The organism is Agromyces ramosus, from assembly GCF_004216665.1.
GTDB lineage: Bacteria > Actinomycetota > Actinomycetes > Actinomycetales > Microbacteriaceae > Agromyces > Agromyces ramosus.
In genome coordinates this window covers 838,437-855,456 of record NZ_SGWY01000002.1, presented here as the reverse complement: position 1 = coordinate 855,456, position 17,020 = coordinate 838,437, and the positions used below count along the sequence as shown (strand labels likewise).

General features: G+C 72.1%; 13 protein-coding genes. 3 read left to right on the top strand and 10 right to left on the bottom strand.

Features of this window, described 5'->3' with window-relative positions:
* The first annotated feature begins 113 nt into the window (after window positions 1-113).
* Window positions 114-2,765: an ATP-binding protein gene (locus tag EV187_RS10580; protein ID WP_165391158.1), complete on the top strand. Its 2,652-nt coding sequence runs from the start codon at window positions 114-116 to the stop codon at window positions 2,763-2,765.
* A 62-nt stretch (window positions 2,766-2,827) separates the two neighbouring features.
* Here the strand turns inward: EV187_RS10580 and EV187_RS10575 are convergent, their stop codons facing one another.
* The 3 genes from EV187_RS10575 to EV187_RS10565 all read right to left on the bottom strand — a co-directional run bounded on the left by EV187_RS10575 (window position 2,828) and on the right by EV187_RS10565 (window position 5,745).
* On the bottom strand, window positions 2,828-4,282 hold the full coding sequence (locus EV187_RS10575) for a flotillin family protein (protein WP_130352995.1): 1,455 nt from the start codon (window positions 4,280-4,282) through the stop codon (window positions 2,828-2,830).
* A gap of 126 nt (window positions 4,283-4,408) precedes the next feature.
* Window positions 4,409-4,879: an NfeD family protein gene (locus EV187_RS10570; RefSeq protein WP_130352994.1), complete on the bottom strand. Its 471-nt coding sequence runs from the start codon at window positions 4,877-4,879 to the stop codon at window positions 4,409-4,411.
* Between the two features lie 113 nt (window positions 4,880-4,992).
* Entirely contained in the window at window positions 4,993-5,745 is a 753-nt protein-coding gene (locus EV187_RS10565) for a hypothetical protein (protein WP_130352993.1), read from the bottom strand.
* Window positions 5,746-5,834: 89 nt separating this feature from the next.
* Here EV187_RS10565 and EV187_RS10560 point away from each other — a divergent pair, with 89 nt between their 5' ends.
* Window positions 5,835-7,670, top strand: coding sequence for a bifunctional 3'-5' exonuclease/DNA polymerase (locus EV187_RS10560; RefSeq protein ID WP_423190883.1), 1,836 nt, complete (start codon window positions 5,835-5,837; stop codon window positions 7,668-7,670).
* On the opposite strand, the gene EV187_RS10555 is transcribed toward EV187_RS10560, so the two are convergent.
* Complete coding sequence (locus EV187_RS10555; RefSeq protein ID WP_165391157.1) at window positions 7,652-8,383, bottom strand: PadR family transcriptional regulator; 732 nt, start codon at window positions 8,381-8,383, stop codon at window positions 7,652-7,654. The genes EV187_RS10560 and EV187_RS10555 overlap by 19 nt on opposite strands.
* A 183-nt stretch (window positions 8,384-8,566) precedes the next feature.
* On the opposite strand from EV187_RS10555, the gene EV187_RS10550 reads away from it, so the two are divergent.
* The gene (locus EV187_RS10550) at window positions 8,567-9,088 is read left to right on the top strand and encodes a DUF3145 domain-containing protein (protein ID WP_130352990.1); all 522 of its coding nucleotides are present in this window, start codon (window positions 8,567-8,569) and stop codon (window positions 9,086-9,088) included.
* 151 nt (window positions 9,089-9,239) lie between these two features.
* Here the strand turns inward: EV187_RS10550 and EV187_RS10545 are convergent, their stop codons facing one another.
* From EV187_RS10545 to aceE, 6 genes are all read right to left on the bottom strand, one after another.
* Window positions 9,240-10,475, bottom strand: coding sequence for a beta-ketoacyl-[acyl-carrier-protein] synthase family protein (locus tag EV187_RS10545; RefSeq protein ID WP_130352989.1), 1,236 nt, complete (start codon window positions 10,473-10,475; stop codon window positions 9,240-9,242).
* A gap of 79 nt (window positions 10,476-10,554) precedes the next feature.
* The gene (locus EV187_RS10540; RefSeq protein WP_056731598.1) at window positions 10,555-10,803 is read right to left on the bottom strand and encodes an acyl carrier protein; all 249 of its coding nucleotides are present in this window, start codon (window positions 10,801-10,803) and stop codon (window positions 10,555-10,557) included.
* Window positions 10,804-10,869: 66 nt separating this feature from the next.
* Window positions 10,870-11,874 (bottom strand): beta-ketoacyl-ACP synthase III, encoded by a 1,005-nt coding sequence (locus EV187_RS10535; RefSeq protein ID WP_130352988.1) that lies wholly within the window; start codon window positions 11,872-11,874, stop codon window positions 10,870-10,872.
* A 26-nt stretch (window positions 11,875-11,900) separates the two neighbouring features.
* Window positions 11,901-12,821 (bottom strand): ACP S-malonyltransferase, encoded by a 921-nt coding sequence (locus EV187_RS10530; RefSeq protein WP_130352987.1) that lies wholly within the window; start codon window positions 12,819-12,821, stop codon window positions 11,901-11,903.
* Window positions 12,822-12,966: 145 nt separating this feature from the next.
* On the bottom strand, window positions 12,967-14,178 hold the full coding sequence (locus EV187_RS10525) for a PucR family transcriptional regulator (RefSeq protein WP_130352986.1): 1,212 nt from the start codon (window positions 14,176-14,178) through the stop codon (window positions 12,967-12,969).
* Between the two features lie 11 nt (window positions 14,179-14,189).
* On the bottom strand, window positions 14,190-16,916 hold the full coding sequence (gene aceE / locus EV187_RS10520; protein ID WP_130352985.1) for a pyruvate dehydrogenase (acetyl-transferring), homodimeric type: 2,727 nt from the start codon (window positions 16,914-16,916) through the stop codon (window positions 14,190-14,192).
* Between the last annotated feature and the right edge of the window lie 104 nt (window positions 16,917-17,020).

Genomic DNA, 17,020 nt, shown 5'->3' with positions numbered 1-17,020 from the left:
CCGCCATGACCTCCCGAGGGCCGCCGACTGGGCAGCAGTCTAGCCCTGCGGGCGCGTCGGGCGTCCCTGGCGCACTGGACGCGGCCGTGCGCGGCGGCCCAGAATGGCACCATGTGGCACCCGTCGTGGTCCACGCGCTGGTCGGCGGCCTCGCCGTGAGCGGTCCCTCAGTCGCGCCGGTGATCCGGACGCCAGACCACCGGCTGCGGGTCTTCGTCAGTTCCACGCTCCGTGAGCTCGAGCCGGAGCGGGTGGCCGCGCGCCGCGCGATCGAGCGGCTGCACCTCGCGCCCGTGATGTTCGAGCTCGGGGCGAGGCCGCATCCGCCTCGCGAGCTCTACCGCGCGTATCTCGCGCAGAGCGACGTGTTCGTTGGCGTGTACTGGCAGCAGTACGGCTGGATCGCGCCCGGTGAGGAGCTCTCGGGGCTCGAGGACGAGTACCGGCTCGCCCCGAGGGAGATGCCGAAGCTCATCTACCTCAAGCAGCCCGCCCAACGCGAGGCACGCCTCGCGGGACTCATGTCACGGATCCGGGACGACGACACCGCGTCCTACACGCCGTTCGCCACCGCGGACGAACTCGAACGACTCATCGAGGCCGACCTCGCGACCCTGCTGGCCGAGCGGTTCGACGCGTCGCATGCGTCGAGTGCCTCGAGCGCGTCGAGCACGTCGGGCGCCGACGACGTGCCGATGGCGGAGGCCCTCCCGATGCCATCGACCGGCGTCGTCGGCCGTGATGCGGAGGTGGCGACACTCCTCGGGTGGCTCGCTCAGGATGCCGGTCGCAGGCTCATCACGCTCGTGGGCCCCGGTGGCATCGGCAAGACCCGCCTGGCACTCGAGGTCGCGCGCCGCGCACACGACCGGTTCGACCGCGTGACGTTCGTCGCGCTCGAGCACGTGCGCGAGGACCGCGACGTGCTCCCGGCGATCGCGCGAGGTCTCGGGGTGCGCGACATGGGCGACCGGCCGCTGCTCGACCGCATCGCGATCGCCCGCACCGGCCGCCGCGACCTCATCCTGCTCGACAATTTCGAGCAGGTGGTCTCGTCCGCCCCACTGGTGGCGACGTTGCTGACGGCGTTGCCCGATGCGAAGGTGATGGTGACGAGTCGCTTCCGGCTCCGGCTGCGCGAGGAGCACGTGTTCGACGTCGATCCGCTGGACCTGCCGTCTGATCCGGTCGGCGCGGCGTCTGCCGAGATCATGGCCGCTCCCGCTGTTCGGTTGTTCCGCGACCGCGCGAGAGCGGTCGATCCTCGATTCGACGTCACCGACGACAACGCCGCTGATGTCGCACGCATCTGCCGGGCGCTGGACGGGGTGCCGCTGGCGATCGAGCTCGCGGCGACCCGCATCCGGGTGCTCACGCCGTCGGCCATGCTGGAACGACTCGACCATGTGCTTCCGCTGCTGGTGACGAGCGCACGCGACGTGCCGGAGCGCCAGCGCACCATCCGCGCGACCGTGGAGTGGAGCGTCGACCTGCTCGGCCCGGACGCCCGAGCCCTGTTCACGCGCCTGGGCGTGTTCTCGGGCGACTTCAGCCTCGCGGCCGTCGAGGCGGTCGCGGCCGGAGCCAGGTGGACCGCCGACGTGCTGGAGGCCCTCCTCGAGCTCGTCGACGGGAGCCTCCTGCGACAGCGCGACGCCGCAGGGGTGCCGTTCTTCTCGATGCTGGTGCCGGTCCGCGAGATCGCGGCCGCCCGGTTCGAGCACGATGCGGATGCGCCGTCCGTGCGCCGCGCGCACGCCGAGCACTACGTGCGTCTCGCCGTCGACACCGAGCCACTCCTCCGTGGAGCCACTCAGCTCGGGGCGCTCGACCGGCTCGAGGCGGAGCGGGACAACATCCGATCGGGCTATCGCCACCTCATCGCCCTCGGGGACTCCGACGCGGTCGTCGACGCGGTGTGGCGCCTGCTGCTGTACTGGTGGATCCGGAACCTGCTTCCCGAGGCGAAGGCATGGATGGCGGATGTCCTCGACGCAGGCGCGCGGCTCGCGGACCGGACCCGGGCCATCGCCCTCGCGCTCTCGGCGTGGGTCTCGCTGCTGCAGCCCGGCCCCGAGGTCGACCTGGCGCCGATCGAGGAGAGCGCCGCGCTGTTCCACGCCGACGGCGATGCGTTCAGCGAGGGGTGCGCGCTCACGGTCCTGAGCATCGCGTGCACCTACCGGTCGCCACCCGATCTCGACCGCGCGGAGGCGGTGCAGCGACGCGCGCTCGAGCTGGTGACCGCCGATCGGGACCCGACGTTCCACGCGTTCTTCCACGCCGGCCTCGGCACCATCGAGCTCTTCCGCGGGCACGGGCAGGCCGCCCTCGCGATCGCCGAGGACGTGGTCGCAGCTGCGGTCGACTCCGGCGACCGCTTCGTCGAGGCCGTCGCGCTCACGAACGCCGGCTGGGCGCGGCTCGCCGTGGGCGACGCGCGGCCCGAGCTCTTCGTGCGAGCGCTGGAGCTCTCGCTCGGACTGGGATTCGAGGACGGTATGGGGTACGAACTGGAGGGCCTTGGCGCGTGCGCGGCCCTCCTTGGCGACATCGGCCGAAGCGGGATTCTCCTCGGGGCGGCGGAGGCGGCTCGAACGCGCACCGGCATGAGCGACCTCCGGGCGCGGATCACCCACCTGCCGTTCGTGCGGCAGATCCTCGCCTCGGACGGAGCCGAGCGGTTCGAGGCGGCGAGGGCGCAGGGCCGCGCGATGTCGCGGACGGAGGCCGTGAGCCTGGCGCTCGGACCGGCCGCAGGGTAGCTCGCACGACACGGCGGCGGCCGGCCGGAACCGATGCTCCCGACCGGCCGCTGCCGTTCGGCTCAGTCCTTGGCGAGCTCGCCCTGCACGAGCTTGCCCCCGGCGAGCCCGGCGAGGAGCGAGTGGACGTCGAGGCCGGTGAGCGACTTCACGACCTCGGTGCCCTCGCCGAGCACCTGGCCGACGGTCTTCGTCACCGCGCTCGCGCCGTCGGTGGAGACGACCGTGAGGGTCTTGATGTTGGAGATCGGCTCGGCGGCGGCGCGCACGATCTCGGGCAGCCGGGAGATGATCTCCTGCGCGAGTGCGGCCTCGCCGTACTTCTTCAGGGCGAGCGCCTTCGCATCGGTCGCGGCGGCGTCCGCGAGGCCCTCCGCCTGCGTGGCGGCGGCTCGCGCCTCGCCCTCGGCGCGGATACCCGCGGCGAGGGCAACCTGCCGGTCGCGCTCGGCCTCGCCGGCGAAGCGCACGGCGCTGGCCGCGGCTTCGGCGTCCTGCACGGCCGCGACCTTGTTCGCCTCGGCGATCTTCGTGCGCTTGTACGCGTCGGCCTCGGTGGCCGCGTTCGCGGCGTCGCGCTGTGCGGTGGCCCGCTGCACCTCCGCGTAGGCGTCCGCCTCGGCGGGCTTCCGGATGTCGATGTCGAGTCGCTCCTGCGTCACGAGCGCCTGCTCCGACAGCGCGTCGCGCTCCTGCACCGCGACGAGCTTGTCCTGCTCGGCCTTCGCGAGCTGGCCCGCCGCGGCGGCCTCGGCGTTGGCCCGGTCGGTCTCGGCCTTGATGACGGCCTGCTTGAGGTTCAGCGCCTTCTGGCGTTCGGCGATCTGCTCGGCCGCCTCGATTCGCGCGAACTCGCTGGCACGAGCGGCCTCTGCCTCGCTGACCTCGGCGACCTGGCGGGCACGGGCCGCCTCGGCACGGCCGAGGTTGGCGAGGTAGTCGCTGCCGGGCGTGGAGATGTCGGAGATGTTCAGCAGGTCGACCTGGAGTCCCTGCTCGACGAGGTCGGTCTTGGTCTCGGCCACGACGCGGTCGGAGAGGCTCTTGCGGTCGGAGATGATCTGCTCGATCGTCATGTCCCCGACGATGGAGCGCAGGGATCCCTCGAGCGACTCCTTGATGATCTCGGTGAGGAGCTCCTGCTGCGAGAGGAAGCGCTGCGCCGCGCGCCGCACGCCGTCCTCGGTGCCGCTGACCTTGAAGTTGATCGACGCCTTGATCGCGATCTTGATGCGGTTCTTGTCGACGCCCTCGACGGTGATGCCGATCTGGCGCTGCTCGAGCGAGATCGAGAAGCCCTGCTGGAGGATCGGCCAGACGAAGGTGCGCCCGCCGATCACGACACGCTGCCCGACGGCGCTCTCGGGCGCGGCACGGCCGGCGCCGCGGCCGACGATCACGAGCGCCTCGTTGGGGGGCACGCGACGGATGCGCCGGGCGATGAACACGAGCAGGGACAGCAGGGCGACGACGATCGCGATGATCGAGATCACCTGGATCGCGAAGGGGTCGAGCATGAGGGGACCTTTCGTGCGTTCGGGGTGGGCCGACGTGCGGGGAGCGCGTCGGTTGACGGGTGGTGCCGGACGTGCGGGGGAGCGCGTGAGACGAGCGTGGTGCAGACGTGCGGGGGCGCCGCCCGGTCAGTCGGCGGCGACCTTCACCCGGGTACCGGCGTGCTCGACGACCCGGATGCGTGCGCCCTCGGCGATCGGCGAATCCGAGTAGGCGAGCCGGCGCTCGATCTCACCAGGACCGTCGAGGCTGACCTCGCCCCCGGCCGACGACACATCGGACTTCGCGACGCCCGTGAGCCCGATCGCGGACTGCGGCGTGCCGTCGGAGCTGCGGGTAAGGCTCCGCACGGCCAGCACGCTGAGCGCGTAGGCGACCACCGCGAGCACCGCCGCGAGCACGTACGCCCAGACCAGGTCGAGGCCAATGCTGATCGTCAGCGCTCCCGCGGCGCCGAAGACGACGAGGCCGACGGCGAGCGCCGTGCTGGAGATGGCGCCATCGCCGATCTCGAAGTGGTCGAGCAGGTCGCCGAGCACGAGGGAGACGAGCAGCAGCACGAGGCCGACGCCTCCGGCGATCAGGAACGGGAGGAGCAACGAGGGGCCTCTCTGCGCGCGAATCCCGCGGGCGAACGCCCGCGGGTGGACCAACACTATCGGCGCGCGAGCCGCATCGCATCAACGGTGTGCGACCCGTTCGCCGCGACGGGTCACGAGGCCGCCGGATGCCCCGTGGCGATCGCATCGACCGCCGCGTCGCCCCGGATGCGCCGCATGCAGGCGACGACTTCGTCGACGGCCGCGGGGGTGAGCGCGTGGCACACCACGCTGTGGGGTCCGAGTGATCGGAGACCGCCCGCGCGGATGCGCACGACCTCCCAGCCGACCTCGCGCAGGGCTTCGTCCTTCTCGAGGTCGGAGGCCTCCTTGAGGCCCAGGTGGGCGCGCCGGGAACGCCCGGGGTCGTCGTACTCCACCGCGATCCGCAGCTGCGGCACGAGGATGTCGGGCCAGACCTCCTGGCGCCCGTAGAACGTGCGGGCGATGCGCACGGCGTTGACGCCGTGGTGAAGGCGGATCCGTTCGCCGAGCAGGACCTTCAGGCGCTGCTCGGTCTGCGAGGTGCGTGTCCGCAGGCCGGGGTTCATGAACGCGACCCCGGCCTCGCGCGCCGAACTCGGCCCGGCGGCGTTGACGCCGCACTTCGGGCAGCCGGGGCCCGTGAGCACGGCGCGCACCGTCGCGGCGTAGCGGTCGTGGCCGCGTGCGCACCTCCAGTCGTAGGTCGCGCCCACGCGTGTCTCGTCGGCGAGTGCCGAGCGCTGCGCGGGGGCGACACGGCGGAGCAGCTCGCCGCGCGACCGGTGCGTCTCGTCGAGCAGCATGCAGAGCGGGCACACGCGCCGGAGCGCGACGACGCCGGCGTCGTCGCCCGCTGCGCCGTGTCCGCAGCGGAAGCTCACGGCGACCACGATCGCCTCACCATGTCATCCATGCATCAATGGTGGCGGTGCCCGCCGACAGTGTCGTCGGCGCCCGCGAGAATGGACGCGTGCAGATCGTGGTCGGGGCGGGGGAGGGGGACCGCGTCGTCCTCGTCGACCCCGACGCGGGCCCCGCCCCGATCGCCGTGGTCGCAGCCGACGCCCTCCCCGAGGCGGTGCGAGACCTCGAGGAGCGCGAGCATCCGCGCTGGGTGTGGGTCGAGACCCGGCGGTGGTACCCGCGACTCCTCCAGGCCGGCGTCCGGGTCGAACGCTGCCACGACCTGCGGCTGTGCGGCGCGATCCTCGACCGGTCGACGTCGACGTCGGCCGCGCGCGCCTCCGGTGGCATGCCGCGGCCGGCGTGGCTGCCCCCGGGCCCGGCCGATGCTGCGACCGCGACGGCGACCGGCCCGGTCGTCGCGTCCGCCAGTCCCCACAGCACGTTGTTCGACCTCGACGACTTCGACGCGGTGGGCGTTCCCCGCGGCACCGAACCACCGGTCGACCCGACCCGCCGGGTCGATACGGCGACGGACGATGCGCCGAGGTCGGGTGGATCCACGCCCACCGCGACGCAGGTGGCCGATGAGCTCGCGCGACAACTCGCGCTCGTCGAGGGGAGCACCGACCCGGGCGCACTTCGGCTGCTCCTCGCCGCGGAGTCGGCGGGCGCCCTGATCGGCGTCGAGCTCCAGGCCGCCGGGCTGCCGTGGGATCGCGCGGTGCACGAGGCCGTGCTGGAGGAGGAGCTTGGCCCGCGTCCCGCTCCGGGGTGGAAGCCGACTCGGATGGAGGCTCTCGCGTCCCGGGTCCGCGACGAGCTCGGCGCGGCATCCGTGAACCTCGATTCGCAGGTCGACCTGCTGCGCGCGCTGCGTGGCGCGGGCATCCAGGTCGGCTCGACGGCGCGCTGGGAGCTGCGGGAGCACGACCACCCGGCGATCGACCCGCTCGTCGCGTACAAGAAGCTCGCGCGACTGCTCAGCGCGAACGGATGGGCCTGGCTCGACGAATGGGTCGTCGACGGTCGGTTCCGCCCCGAGTACGTCCCGGGCGGCACGGCGACCGGTCGCTGGGCGACGTCGGGGGGCGGCGCCCTCCAGCTCCCGAAGAACGTGCGGAGCGCCGTGGTCGCCGACCCGGGCTGGACGCTCGTCGTCGCCGACGCGGCACAGCTCGAGCCGCGAGTGCTCGCCGGCATGGCCCGCGACGCGGCGATGGCCGAGGCGAGCCGGGGTCGCGACCTCTACCGCGGCCTGGTGGACGCGGGGGTCGTCGCCACCCGTGATGAGGCGAAGATCGCGATCCTGGGCGCCATGTACGGGGCGACCACCGGTGAGAGCGGGCGACTCGTGCCGCGGCTCGCCCGTGCGTTCCCGCGTGCCATGCGACTCGTCGACCAGGCGGCACGCGACGGCGAGCGCGGCGCGGCGGTGACCACGCTGCTCGGGCGCTCGTCGCCGCTGCCGCCGGCGGAGTGGCGGGCGGTGCAGGCACGGGCGACCGAGCCCGACGCGACGGCGGCCGATGAGCGTCGTGCACGGTCGACGGCGCGCGACTGGGGCCGCTTCACGCGGAACTTCGTGGTGCAGGGCAGTGCGGCCGAGTGGTCGCTCTGCTGGATGGCCGCGCTCCGCGGCCGTCTCCACGCGATCGGGGCCGACGTCCCGTCGACCACGCCCGACGCCCGCGGCGCCGGTCCGGTGTTCGGCCGGTCGCCGCATCTCGTCTACTTCCTGCACGACGAGATCATCGTGCACGCACCGCGCGAGGTCGCCGACGAGGTGGCCGCCGCCGTGCGGGACTCCGCGCGAGGCGCCGGGCGACTGCTGTTCGGCGACTTCCCGGTCGAGTTCCCCCTCGACCTCGCGGTGGTCGACAGCTACGCGTCGGCCGGCTGAGCGCCGGACGGCTGGGCTCCCGCGGCCTGAGCGCCAGCGGCCTGAGCGCCCGCGCGCTGGGCTCCCGTCGCGACCCCGCCCGGCCGGCGGCCCCGTCTCGGGCGGTCGGCGCGAGGGGCGTAGGCCGTGCGCGGCTCCGCGGCGACCGCGTCGAGCCAGGCGAGCGCGGCGTCCGCACGCGAGAGATCCGCGGATGCCGCCAGCCGCACGAGGGCGGACTCGGCGCGTTCCTCGTCGGTCGGTTCTGCACCCGCCCGATCGACGGGGTCGGGCTCCAGCGTCGTCCCGGTCGCGGCGGATGCCTCGCGGCGTCGCTGCGTCCACCGTCGCCGCTCGGCGGACACGACGGCGTCGGCGTCGCAGTCGGGCAGCGAGCGGGCGATCAGCACGCGGTCGACCGTCTCGTCCCACGGATCGGCGCCCGCGGCATCCGCCCCCTCGAGCCATGCCGTGGCCGCCGTCGCCCCCGCCGTGGTGAGGCGATGCAGCGGGAGCCCGTCGTCGGTGGTGCCGGCCGGTTCGACGAGCCGTTGCCTCGTCAGTCGCTCGAGGGTCGCGTAGGTCTGGCCGACGTTGATCGTGCGGCGCCCGCCGGTGCGCGACGCGAGGCCGCCGTGGAGTTGGAACCCGTACGCGGGCCCCGCCGTGAGCAGGGCGAGCAATGCGTCGCGCACGGCCATGGTGCCTCCGGGAGGGATGAGGGAACGCTTCACCGAGCATACTGTTCCCCGCGGCGCGCCGCGGTGGGTACCGGCCCGACCCGCGCGGGAACCTTGTCCTGCGCGGGATTCCGGGGCATAATCGCCCATGACGGCTCGCCGTCCACAACCGAACATGTCGCCGTCCGGCGGTTCCGAGGTCGTAGGGGAAGACGCACCTCGAGAACGGAGACGGAGATGGCGGAGAAGGTCACGCGGGCCGTGCGCGCCGCGCGAGGCGTGCTGTTCGTGCACTCCTCGCCGCGGGCGCTGTGCCCGCATGTGGAATGGGCAGCAGGCGGCGCCCTGGGCGGGGCGGTGAACTTCGACTGGGTGGAGCAGCCCGTCTCGCGCGGGCTCATGCGCGCCGAGTTCTACTGGGAAGGCGAGGCCGGCAGCGGCGCGAAGCTCGCGTCGGCACTTCGCGGCTGGGAGCAGCTGCGGTTCGAGGTGACCGAGGATCCGACGCCGGGCACCGACGGTGCCCGATGGATGCATACGCCCGAGCTCGGCGTGTTCTACGTCCAGACCGACACCGCGGGCAACGCCGTGATCCCCGAGGATCGCATCCGCTACGCGATGGAGGTCGCCGGCAACGACGCCCTCGAACTGCACCGCGAGCTCCGCCTCGCGCTGGGACAGGCGTGGGACGACGAGCTCGAGCCGTTCCGCCACGCCAGTGATTTCGCCCCGGTCGTCTGGTTGCACCAGGTGGGCTGAGGGCGACGCGGTCCGCGCGGTGGCGTGACGCGAGGTCGGTGGTGGCTTCCCGGCGGCGCATGAGACGAAACCCCGCGGACCATGACGAGAAGACCCCGGCGCCTCACGGCGACCGGGGTCTTCTCACGGGCGTGCGCCCCGCGGCATCCGCTCAGGCGGTGCGGAACGCGGCGACGGCATTGTGGCCGCCGAAGCCGAACGAGTTCGAGATGGCGATGAGCTCGCCTTCGCCGAGCGCGCGCGGCGAGGTGACGACGTCGAGCGGGATCTCGGGGTCCTGCTGGGTGAGGTTGATCGTCGGCGGAGCCGTGCGCTCGTGCAGGGCGAGCACCGTGAAGAGCGCCTCGATCGCGCCGGCGCCGCCGAGCAGGTGCCCGGTCGAGGCCTTCGTGGCGGTGACGGCGATCCCGTCGAGGAGGTCGCCGAAGACGCGACGCACGGCGTTGTACTCGGCGATGTCGCCCACCGGCGTGCTCGTGGCGTGCGCGTTGACGTGCCGGACATCGGCGAGCGATGCTCCGGCGCCCTCGATGGCCGCCTTCATCGCGCGTGCGGCAGCGGAGCCCTCGGGGTCGGGAGCGGTGATGTGATAGGCGTCGCTCGTGACCGCGCCGCCGAGCAGCTCGGCGTAGATGCGTGCGCCTCGGGCCTTGGCGTGCTCCTCGGTCTCGACCACGAGCGCGGCCGCGCCCTCGCCGAGCACGAAGCCGTCGCGGCCCAGGTCGTAGGGGCGCGACGCGACCGCCGGGTCGTCGTTGCGACGCGACAGCGCCTGCATCGAGGCGAACGCCGCGATGGGAAGCGGGTGGATGGCCGCCTCGGAGCCGCCGGCGATGACGACGTCGGCGAGGCCCTGCTGCAGGTGGTCGTACGCGTTCACCAGCGCCTCGGTGCTCGATGCGCAGGCCGAGACCACGGTGCGGATTCCCGCGCGGGCGTGCAGGTCCATGCCGATCGCCGCACCCGGCCCGTTCGGCATGAGCATCGGCACGGTCATGGGCAGCACTCGCCGGGGGCCGCGCTCGCGCAGGGTGTCCCAGGCGTCGAGCAGCGTCCAGACCCCGCCGATGCCGGTCGACCAGTCGACGGCGAGGCGCTCGGGGGCGACCTCGGGTGCTCCCGCGTCGGCCCAGGCCTCACGGCCGGCGATCAGGGCGAACTGGCTCGACGGGTCGAGCCGCTTCTGCTCGTGGCGTTCGAGCACCTCGGAGGTCGGCTGCTTCGCGGTCGCCGCGAAGGTCACGGGCAGTTCGAGTTCGGTGACCCACTCCTGCTCGAGGTGGCGGGCGCCGGACTCGCCGGCGAGCAGCGCGTTCCAGCTGTCGCGGGCTGTTCCGCCGAGCGGCGAGGTCGCGCCGATGCCGGTGATCACGATCTTCTTGGTCATAACGAAAGCACTCCGTGGGAGGGAAGGGTCACGCGGATGGGCGGGCGGCACGCATCGTGCCCGCCCGCCCGATCAGCGACTAGGCCTGGGCCTTGACGATGAAGTCGACGGCGTCGCCGACGGTCTTGAGGTTCTTCACCTCTTCGTCGGGGATCTTGACGTCGAACTTCTCCTCGGCGTTGACGACGATCGTCATCATCGAGATGGAGTCGATGTCGAGGTCATCGGTGAACGACTTGTCCAGCTCAACCGTGTCGGTCGCGATGCCGGTCTCGTCGTTGATGAGCTCGGCCAGGCCGGCAAGCACTTCTTCGGTGGACAATGCCATTGGTTCTTCTCCTTGAGGGTGTCTCGTTTGACCGAGAGACAGTCTAGATGGACAGAGGTCGGTGGTTCAGGGCAGAACCACCACTTGGGCGCCGAACACGAGGCCGGCGCCGAAGCCGATCTGGAGGGCCAGTCCCCCCGAGAGTTCCGGATGCTCCTCGAGCAGCCGGTGGGTCGCGAGCGGGATGGACGCCGCCGACGTGTTGCCGGTCGTCGCGATGTCGCGCGCGATCACCACGGATTCGGGGAGCTTCAGCTGCTTCGCGAACTCGTCGATGATGCGCATGTTCGCCTGGTGGGGAATGAACGCGGCGAGGTCGGCGCTCGTGACGCCCGCGGCGTCGAGCGCCTGCTTGGCGACCTTCGCCATGTCCCACACCGCCCAGCGGAAGACCGTCTGGCCCTCCTGGCGCAGCGTCGGCCACTCGGATGCCCCGTCGCGGAACTCGGTGAGCGTGTAGTTCATGCCCACGGCGCCCGCCTTCGAACCGTCGGAGCCCCAGATCGTCCGGGCGATCCCGGGGAAGTCGCTCGGGCCGATGACGATCGCGCCCGCCCCGTCGCCGAGGAGGAAGGAGATCGAGCGGTCGGTCGGGTCGATGACGTCGGAGAGCTTCTCCGCTCCGATGACGAGTGCGAAGTGGGCGGCGCCCGCGCGGATGAGCGCATCGGCCTGGGCCACCGCGTAGGCGTAGCCCGCGCAGGCCGCGTTGGTGTCGTAGGCGGCGGCGGGGTTCGCGCCGACGCGGTCGGCGACCACGGCGGCCATCGACGGCGTCTGCCGGACGTTGGAGATAGTGGCGATGATCACGAGGTCGATGAGCTCGGGCGCGATGCCCGACTTCGCGATCGCCTCCTGCGCGGCATCCGTCGCGAGGTCGGTGGCCGAGACCTCGGCGCCGGCGCGCGTGCGCGTCACGATGCCGGTGCGCTGCTGGATCCACTCGTCGGACGAGTTGATCGGGCCGATCAGGTCTTCGTTCGGCACCGCGTTCTCGCCGCGGGCCGCGCCGACCGCGTAGATGCGGGTGTAGGCGGGTCCGTGGGACTGCTGGAGGGTGTGCTTCGTCATGCTCGGCTTTCTCGTCGTCGCCCGGTTCAGGCGGCCTGCTCGATGAGCTCGATGGCGGCGGGCAGGTCGTCGGGCGTCTTCACGGCGACCGCGGGCACGCCCTTGAGCGCACGCTTGGCGAGGCCGACGAGCGCTCCGGCGGGCGCGACCTCGATGATGCCGGTCACGCCGGCCGCCGCGAACGACTCCATGCAGCGGTCCCAGCGCACGGGGGAGGAGACCTGTCCGACGAGGAGGTCGACGAACGCGGCGCCGGAGGTCACGACGCTGCCGTCGTTGTTGGTCCACAGGGTGACGCCGGGGTCGGACACGTCGTGCGCCGCGGCGACGGTCGCGAGTCGCTCGACGGCGGGCCGCATGTACCGGGTGTGGAAGGCTCCGGCCACCTGCAGGGGGATGACGCGCGCCCCGGCGGGCGGCTCGGCCTTCAGCTGCTCGAGCGCGTCGAGGGCGCCCGCGACGACGACCTGGCCGCCGCCGTTGAAGTTCGCGGGCTCCAGGCCGAGCTCGTCGAGGCGCGCGACGAGGGCGGCTTCGTCGCCGCCGAGCACGGCGCTCATGCCCGTGGGCTCGAGTGCCGCGGCATCCGCCATCGCCCGGCCCCGCTCGGCGACGAACTGCATGGCGTCGGCCTCGGCCAGCACGCCGGCCGCTGCGGCGGCCGTGATCTCGCCCACCGAGTGGCCGGCGATGCCGCCGATGCGCTCGGCGCGGCCGTCGGCGAGGAGGGGTCGGAGGGTCAGCAGGCCCGCCGCGACGATGAGCGGCTGGGCGACGGCGGTGTCGCGGATGGTGTCGGCGTCGCTCACGGTGCCGTGTGTCGCGAGGTCGACGCCGGCCGCCTCGGAGTACGCGGCGAGCTGCTCGACAGCGGCGGGGTCGGCGAGCCAGGGGGCGAGGAATCCGGGGGTCTGCGAGCCCTGTCCAGGGCAGACGACGACGATCACCCTCCCTATCCTGCCAAGCACGGCCACCTCGGGTGTGTGTCGATGCCACAAGCTCTCGCCGGAAGCCTTGTGCGTGCCCGACATGCCGCAGCGGGCGGCGAGCTCCCGGATGCCGCGCGGGCGCGCCATCCTCGGGGAGGCGGGATCAGCTCGGGCGGCGTCGCGGCTGGTGCTCGTGGTCGCTCATCGAGCCGATGATGAGCGCCGCCTGGAGGATGAGCGCCTCCCGCGCGCCGGTGGCGTCCCACCCGATGACGTCGGAGACCCGCTTCAGGCGGTAGCGCACGGTGTTCGGATGCACGAACAGCTCGCGGGCGGTCGCCTCGAGCGAGCGACCGTTGTCGAGGTAGCTCCAGAGCGTGGTCAGCAGTTCGGTCGAGTGCGCCTGCAGCGGTCGGTAGATGCGGTGCACGAGGGTCGCTCGTGCGAGGGGGTCGCCGGCCAGGGCGCGCTCGGGCAGCAGGTCGTCGGCGTGCACGGGCCGCGGGGCGTGCCGCCACGACCGCGCCACGGCGAACCCCGCGAGCGCCGCCTTCGCGCTCTTCGACGCGTCGACGAGGTTGGGCACCTCGTGACCGAGCACCAGGTGGCCGGGGCCGAAGTGCGGCTCGAGCTGCGTCGCGATCTCCATGAAGGTGAGCGCGGGAGCGGTGCCGATGGTCTCCTCGGGCTCCTGGCCCAGCGGGTCCGATCGGCCGATCACGAGCACGAGGCGGTTGCCCTGCACGCCGATGAGCACATCGGCGTGCATGTGCCGGGCGGCGCGGCGCACGTGGTCGACGTCGAGCTGCTTCGGTGCGGTGCCGACGAGCACGGCGACCTCCCCGTGGCCGTGCCAGCCGAGGGCGGCGATCCGGCTCGGCAGCTCGTCGTCGTACTCGCCGGAGAGGATCGAGTCGACCACCAGCGCCTCGAGGCGCGCGTCCCAGAGCCCCCGCGCCTCGGCGGCCCGGGCGTAGACGTCGGCGGCGGCGAAGGCGATCTCGCGCGAGTAGAGCAGGATCGCCTCGCGGAGCGGCTCGCCGCCGTCGCGGACCCGCTCCTCGACGACCTCGACCGTGACGCGGATGAGCTGCAGCGTCTGCTGCAGGCTCACGGAGCGGAGCAGCTCGCGCGGCGCCGCGCCGAACACGTCGGCGGCGATCCAGGGCGTCGACCGGGGATCCTCGAACCAGGCGATGAACGACGAGATGCCGGCCTGCGCGACGAGGCCCACGGCCGATCGGCGGCTCGGCGGCATGTCGCCGTACCACGGCAGCGTGTCCTCGAGGCGCTTCAGCGTCTGGGTGGAGAGCTCACCCGCGATGGTCCGCAACCACGCGAGCGTCTCCGCCTTCGTCCTGGGCTTCGTCGCCACCTCGTCGCCTGCTAGCTCTCGCCGCCGGCCGATCCGGTGGTGCCGGCGTTCACGTCGTGCAGCCGGTACTTCTCGATGGCCTGCGCCGGGAGCGAGCGGTCGACCTCGCCGCGGTCGGCGAGCACCTCCAGCGCGCGCACCACGACCGACGGTCCGTCGATCTTGAAGAAGCGGCGCGCTGCGGGACGCGTGTCCGAGAACCCGAACCCGTCGGCGCCGAGCGTCGCATAGTCGCCGGGCACGTAGGCGCGGATCTGGTCGGGCACCGCGTGCATGTAGTCCGACACCGCGACGAACGGACCGCCGACACCCGACAGCTTCTGCGTGAGGTAGGCGGACCGACGCTCGGCGTCGGGGTTCAGGAAGTTGTGCTCGTCGGCGGCGAGGCCGTCGCGGCGGAGCTCGGTCCAGCTCGTCACCGACCAGACATCCGCCGACACCCCCCAGTCCGACTCGAGGAGGTGCTGGGCCTCGAGGATCCACGGCACCGCCACGCCCGATGCGAGGAGCTGGGCCTTCGGTCCCTGCACCGTCGACTCCGAGATGCGATGGATGCCGCGCACGATGCCCTCGACGTCGACGCCCTCGGGCTCGGCGGGCTGCACGATCGGCTCGTTGTAGACCGTGAGGTAGTACATGACGTTGGGATCGGGGTGCGCGCCGCCGTACATGCGATCGAGGCCCGACCGCACGATGTGGCCGATCTCGTAGCCGTAGGCGGGGTCGTACGACACGGTCGCCGGGTTCGTCGACGAGAGCAGCAGCGAGTGGCCGTCGGCGTGCTGCAGGCCCTCGCCCGTGAGCGTGGTGCGACCGGCCGTCGCGCCGATCATGAAGCCGCGCGCCATCTGGTCGCCGGCCGCCCAGATGGCGTCGCCCGTGCGCTGGAATCCGAACATCGAGTAGAACACGTAGATCGGGATGAGCGGCTCGCCCTCGGTGGAGTACGAGGTGCCGATCGCGGTGAACGCGGCGAGCGCGCCCGCCTCGTTGATGCCGACGTGCACGATCTGGCCCTGCGGGCTCTCCTTGTAGGCGAGGAGGAGCTCGCGGTCGACGGAGGTGTAGTGCTGGCCGTTCGGGTTGTAGATCTTCGCGTTCGGGAAGAACGCGTCCATGCCGAACGTGCGGGCCTCGTCGGGGATGATCGGCACGATGCGGTTGCCGAAGTCCTTCGCCCGCATGAGGTCCTTCAGCAGTCGCACGAACGCCATGGTCGTGGCGATCTCCTGCGTGCCCGAGCCCTTCTTCGCGATGGCGTACGCCGAGTCGTCGGGCAGCGCGAGCGCGGTGTGGTTCGCGCGGCGCTCGGGCAGGTAGCCGCCGAGCTCGCGGCGACGCTCGTGCAGGTACTGGATCGCCTCGTCCTGCTCGCCCGGGTGGTAGTACGGGGGCAGGTACGGGTTCTCCTCGAGCTGCGCGTCGGTGATCGGGATGCGCATCGCGTCGCGGAACGTCTTGAGGTTCTCGAGCGTCATCTTCTTCATCTGGTGGGTCGCGTTGCGGCCCTCGAAGCTCGGACCGAGGCCGTAGCCCTTGATCGTCTTCGCCAGGATGACGGTGGGCTGGCCCTTGTGCTCGATGGCCGCCTTGAACGCCGCGTACACCTTGCGGTAGTCGTGGCCGCCGCGCTTGAGGTTCCAGATCTGCTCGTCGGAGAGGTCCTTCACGAGCTCGAGCGCCCGCGGGTCGCGGCCGAAGAAGTTCTCGCGCACGTAGGCGCCCGACTCCGCCTTGTAGGTCTGGTAGTCGCCGTCGGGAGTGACGTTCATCAGGTTGCGCAGCGCGCCGTCGTGGTCGCGCGCGAGCAGGTCGTCCCACTCGCGGCCCCAGACGACCTTGATGACGTTCCATCCGGCCCCGCGGAAGAAGCTCTCGAGCTCCTGGATGATCTTGCCGTTGCCGCGCACCGGGCCGTCGAGGCGCTGGAGGTTGCAGTTGATGACGAACGTGAGGTTGTCGAGGCCTTCGTTCGCGGCCACCTGCAGCTGGCCGCGGCTCTCGACCTCGTCCATCTCGCCGTCGCCGAGGAACGCCCAGACGTGCTGGTCGGATGCGTCCTTGATGCCGCGGTTGGTGAGGTACCGGTTGGCCTGGGCCTGGTAGATCGCGTTGATCGGGCCGAGGCCCATCGAGACCGTGGGGAACTGCCAGAACTCGGGCATGAGCCGCGGGTGCGGGTACGACGACAGGCCGTCGGGGGCGTGCGACTTCTCCTGGCGGAACCCGTCGAGCTGGTCGGCGCTGAGGCGGCCCTCGAGGAAGGCGCGCGCGTAGGTGCCGGGGGAGGCGTGCCCCTGGATGAAGATCTGGTCGCCGCCGCCGGGGTGGTCCTGCCCGCGGAAGAAGTGGTTGAAGCCGACCTCGTAGAGGGCGGCGGACGATGCGTACGTCGAGATGTGGCCGCCGACCGCGATCCCCGGCCGCTGCGCGCGGTGCACGAGCATGGCGGCGTTCCAGCGGATCCACGCGCGGTAGCGGCGCTCCACCTCTTCGTCACCGGGGAACTCGGGCTCGTTCTCGGGCGCGATCGTGTTGAGGTAGTCGGTCGTGGGGACCATCGGCACGCCGAGGTGCAGCTCCTTCGAGCGCTTCAGCAGGCTGAGCATGATCTCGCGCCCGCGCTGGTGCCCCTTCTCGGCGACGAGAGCGTCGAGGGATTCGGCCCATTCCGATGTCTCGTCGGGATCGGAGTCCATCGCCTCGACCGAGTAGGGGTCCTGGTCGTTGACAGTCACACTCGACCTCTCTCTTCAGCAGGTTCTGCCTGCGGGTGTGGGGCGTGCGCACGACGGAGGGACCGGATCACGGTCGCGTGGCACCACGCCATCCTAGTGATTCT

Coding starts and splice junctions, on each gene's coding strand:
- EV187_RS10545 (WP_130352989.1), bottom strand. CDS start 10,475: ATGACCAAGAAGATCGTGATCACCGGCATCGGCGCGACCTCGCCGCTC.
- EV187_RS10550 (WP_130352990.1), top strand. CDS start 8,567: ATGGCGGAGAAGGTCACGCGGGCCGTGCGCGCCGCGCGAGGCGTGCTG.
- EV187_RS10535 (WP_130352988.1), bottom strand. CDS start 11,874: ATGACGAAGCACACCCTCCAGCAGTCCCACGGACCCGCCTACACCCGC.
- EV187_RS10575 (WP_130352995.1), bottom strand. CDS start 4,282: ATGCTCGACCCCTTCGCGATCCAGGTGATCTCGATCATCGCGATCGTC.
- EV187_RS10540 (WP_056731598.1), bottom strand. CDS start 10,803: ATGGCATTGTCCACCGAAGAAGTGCTTGCCGGCCTGGCCGAGCTCATC.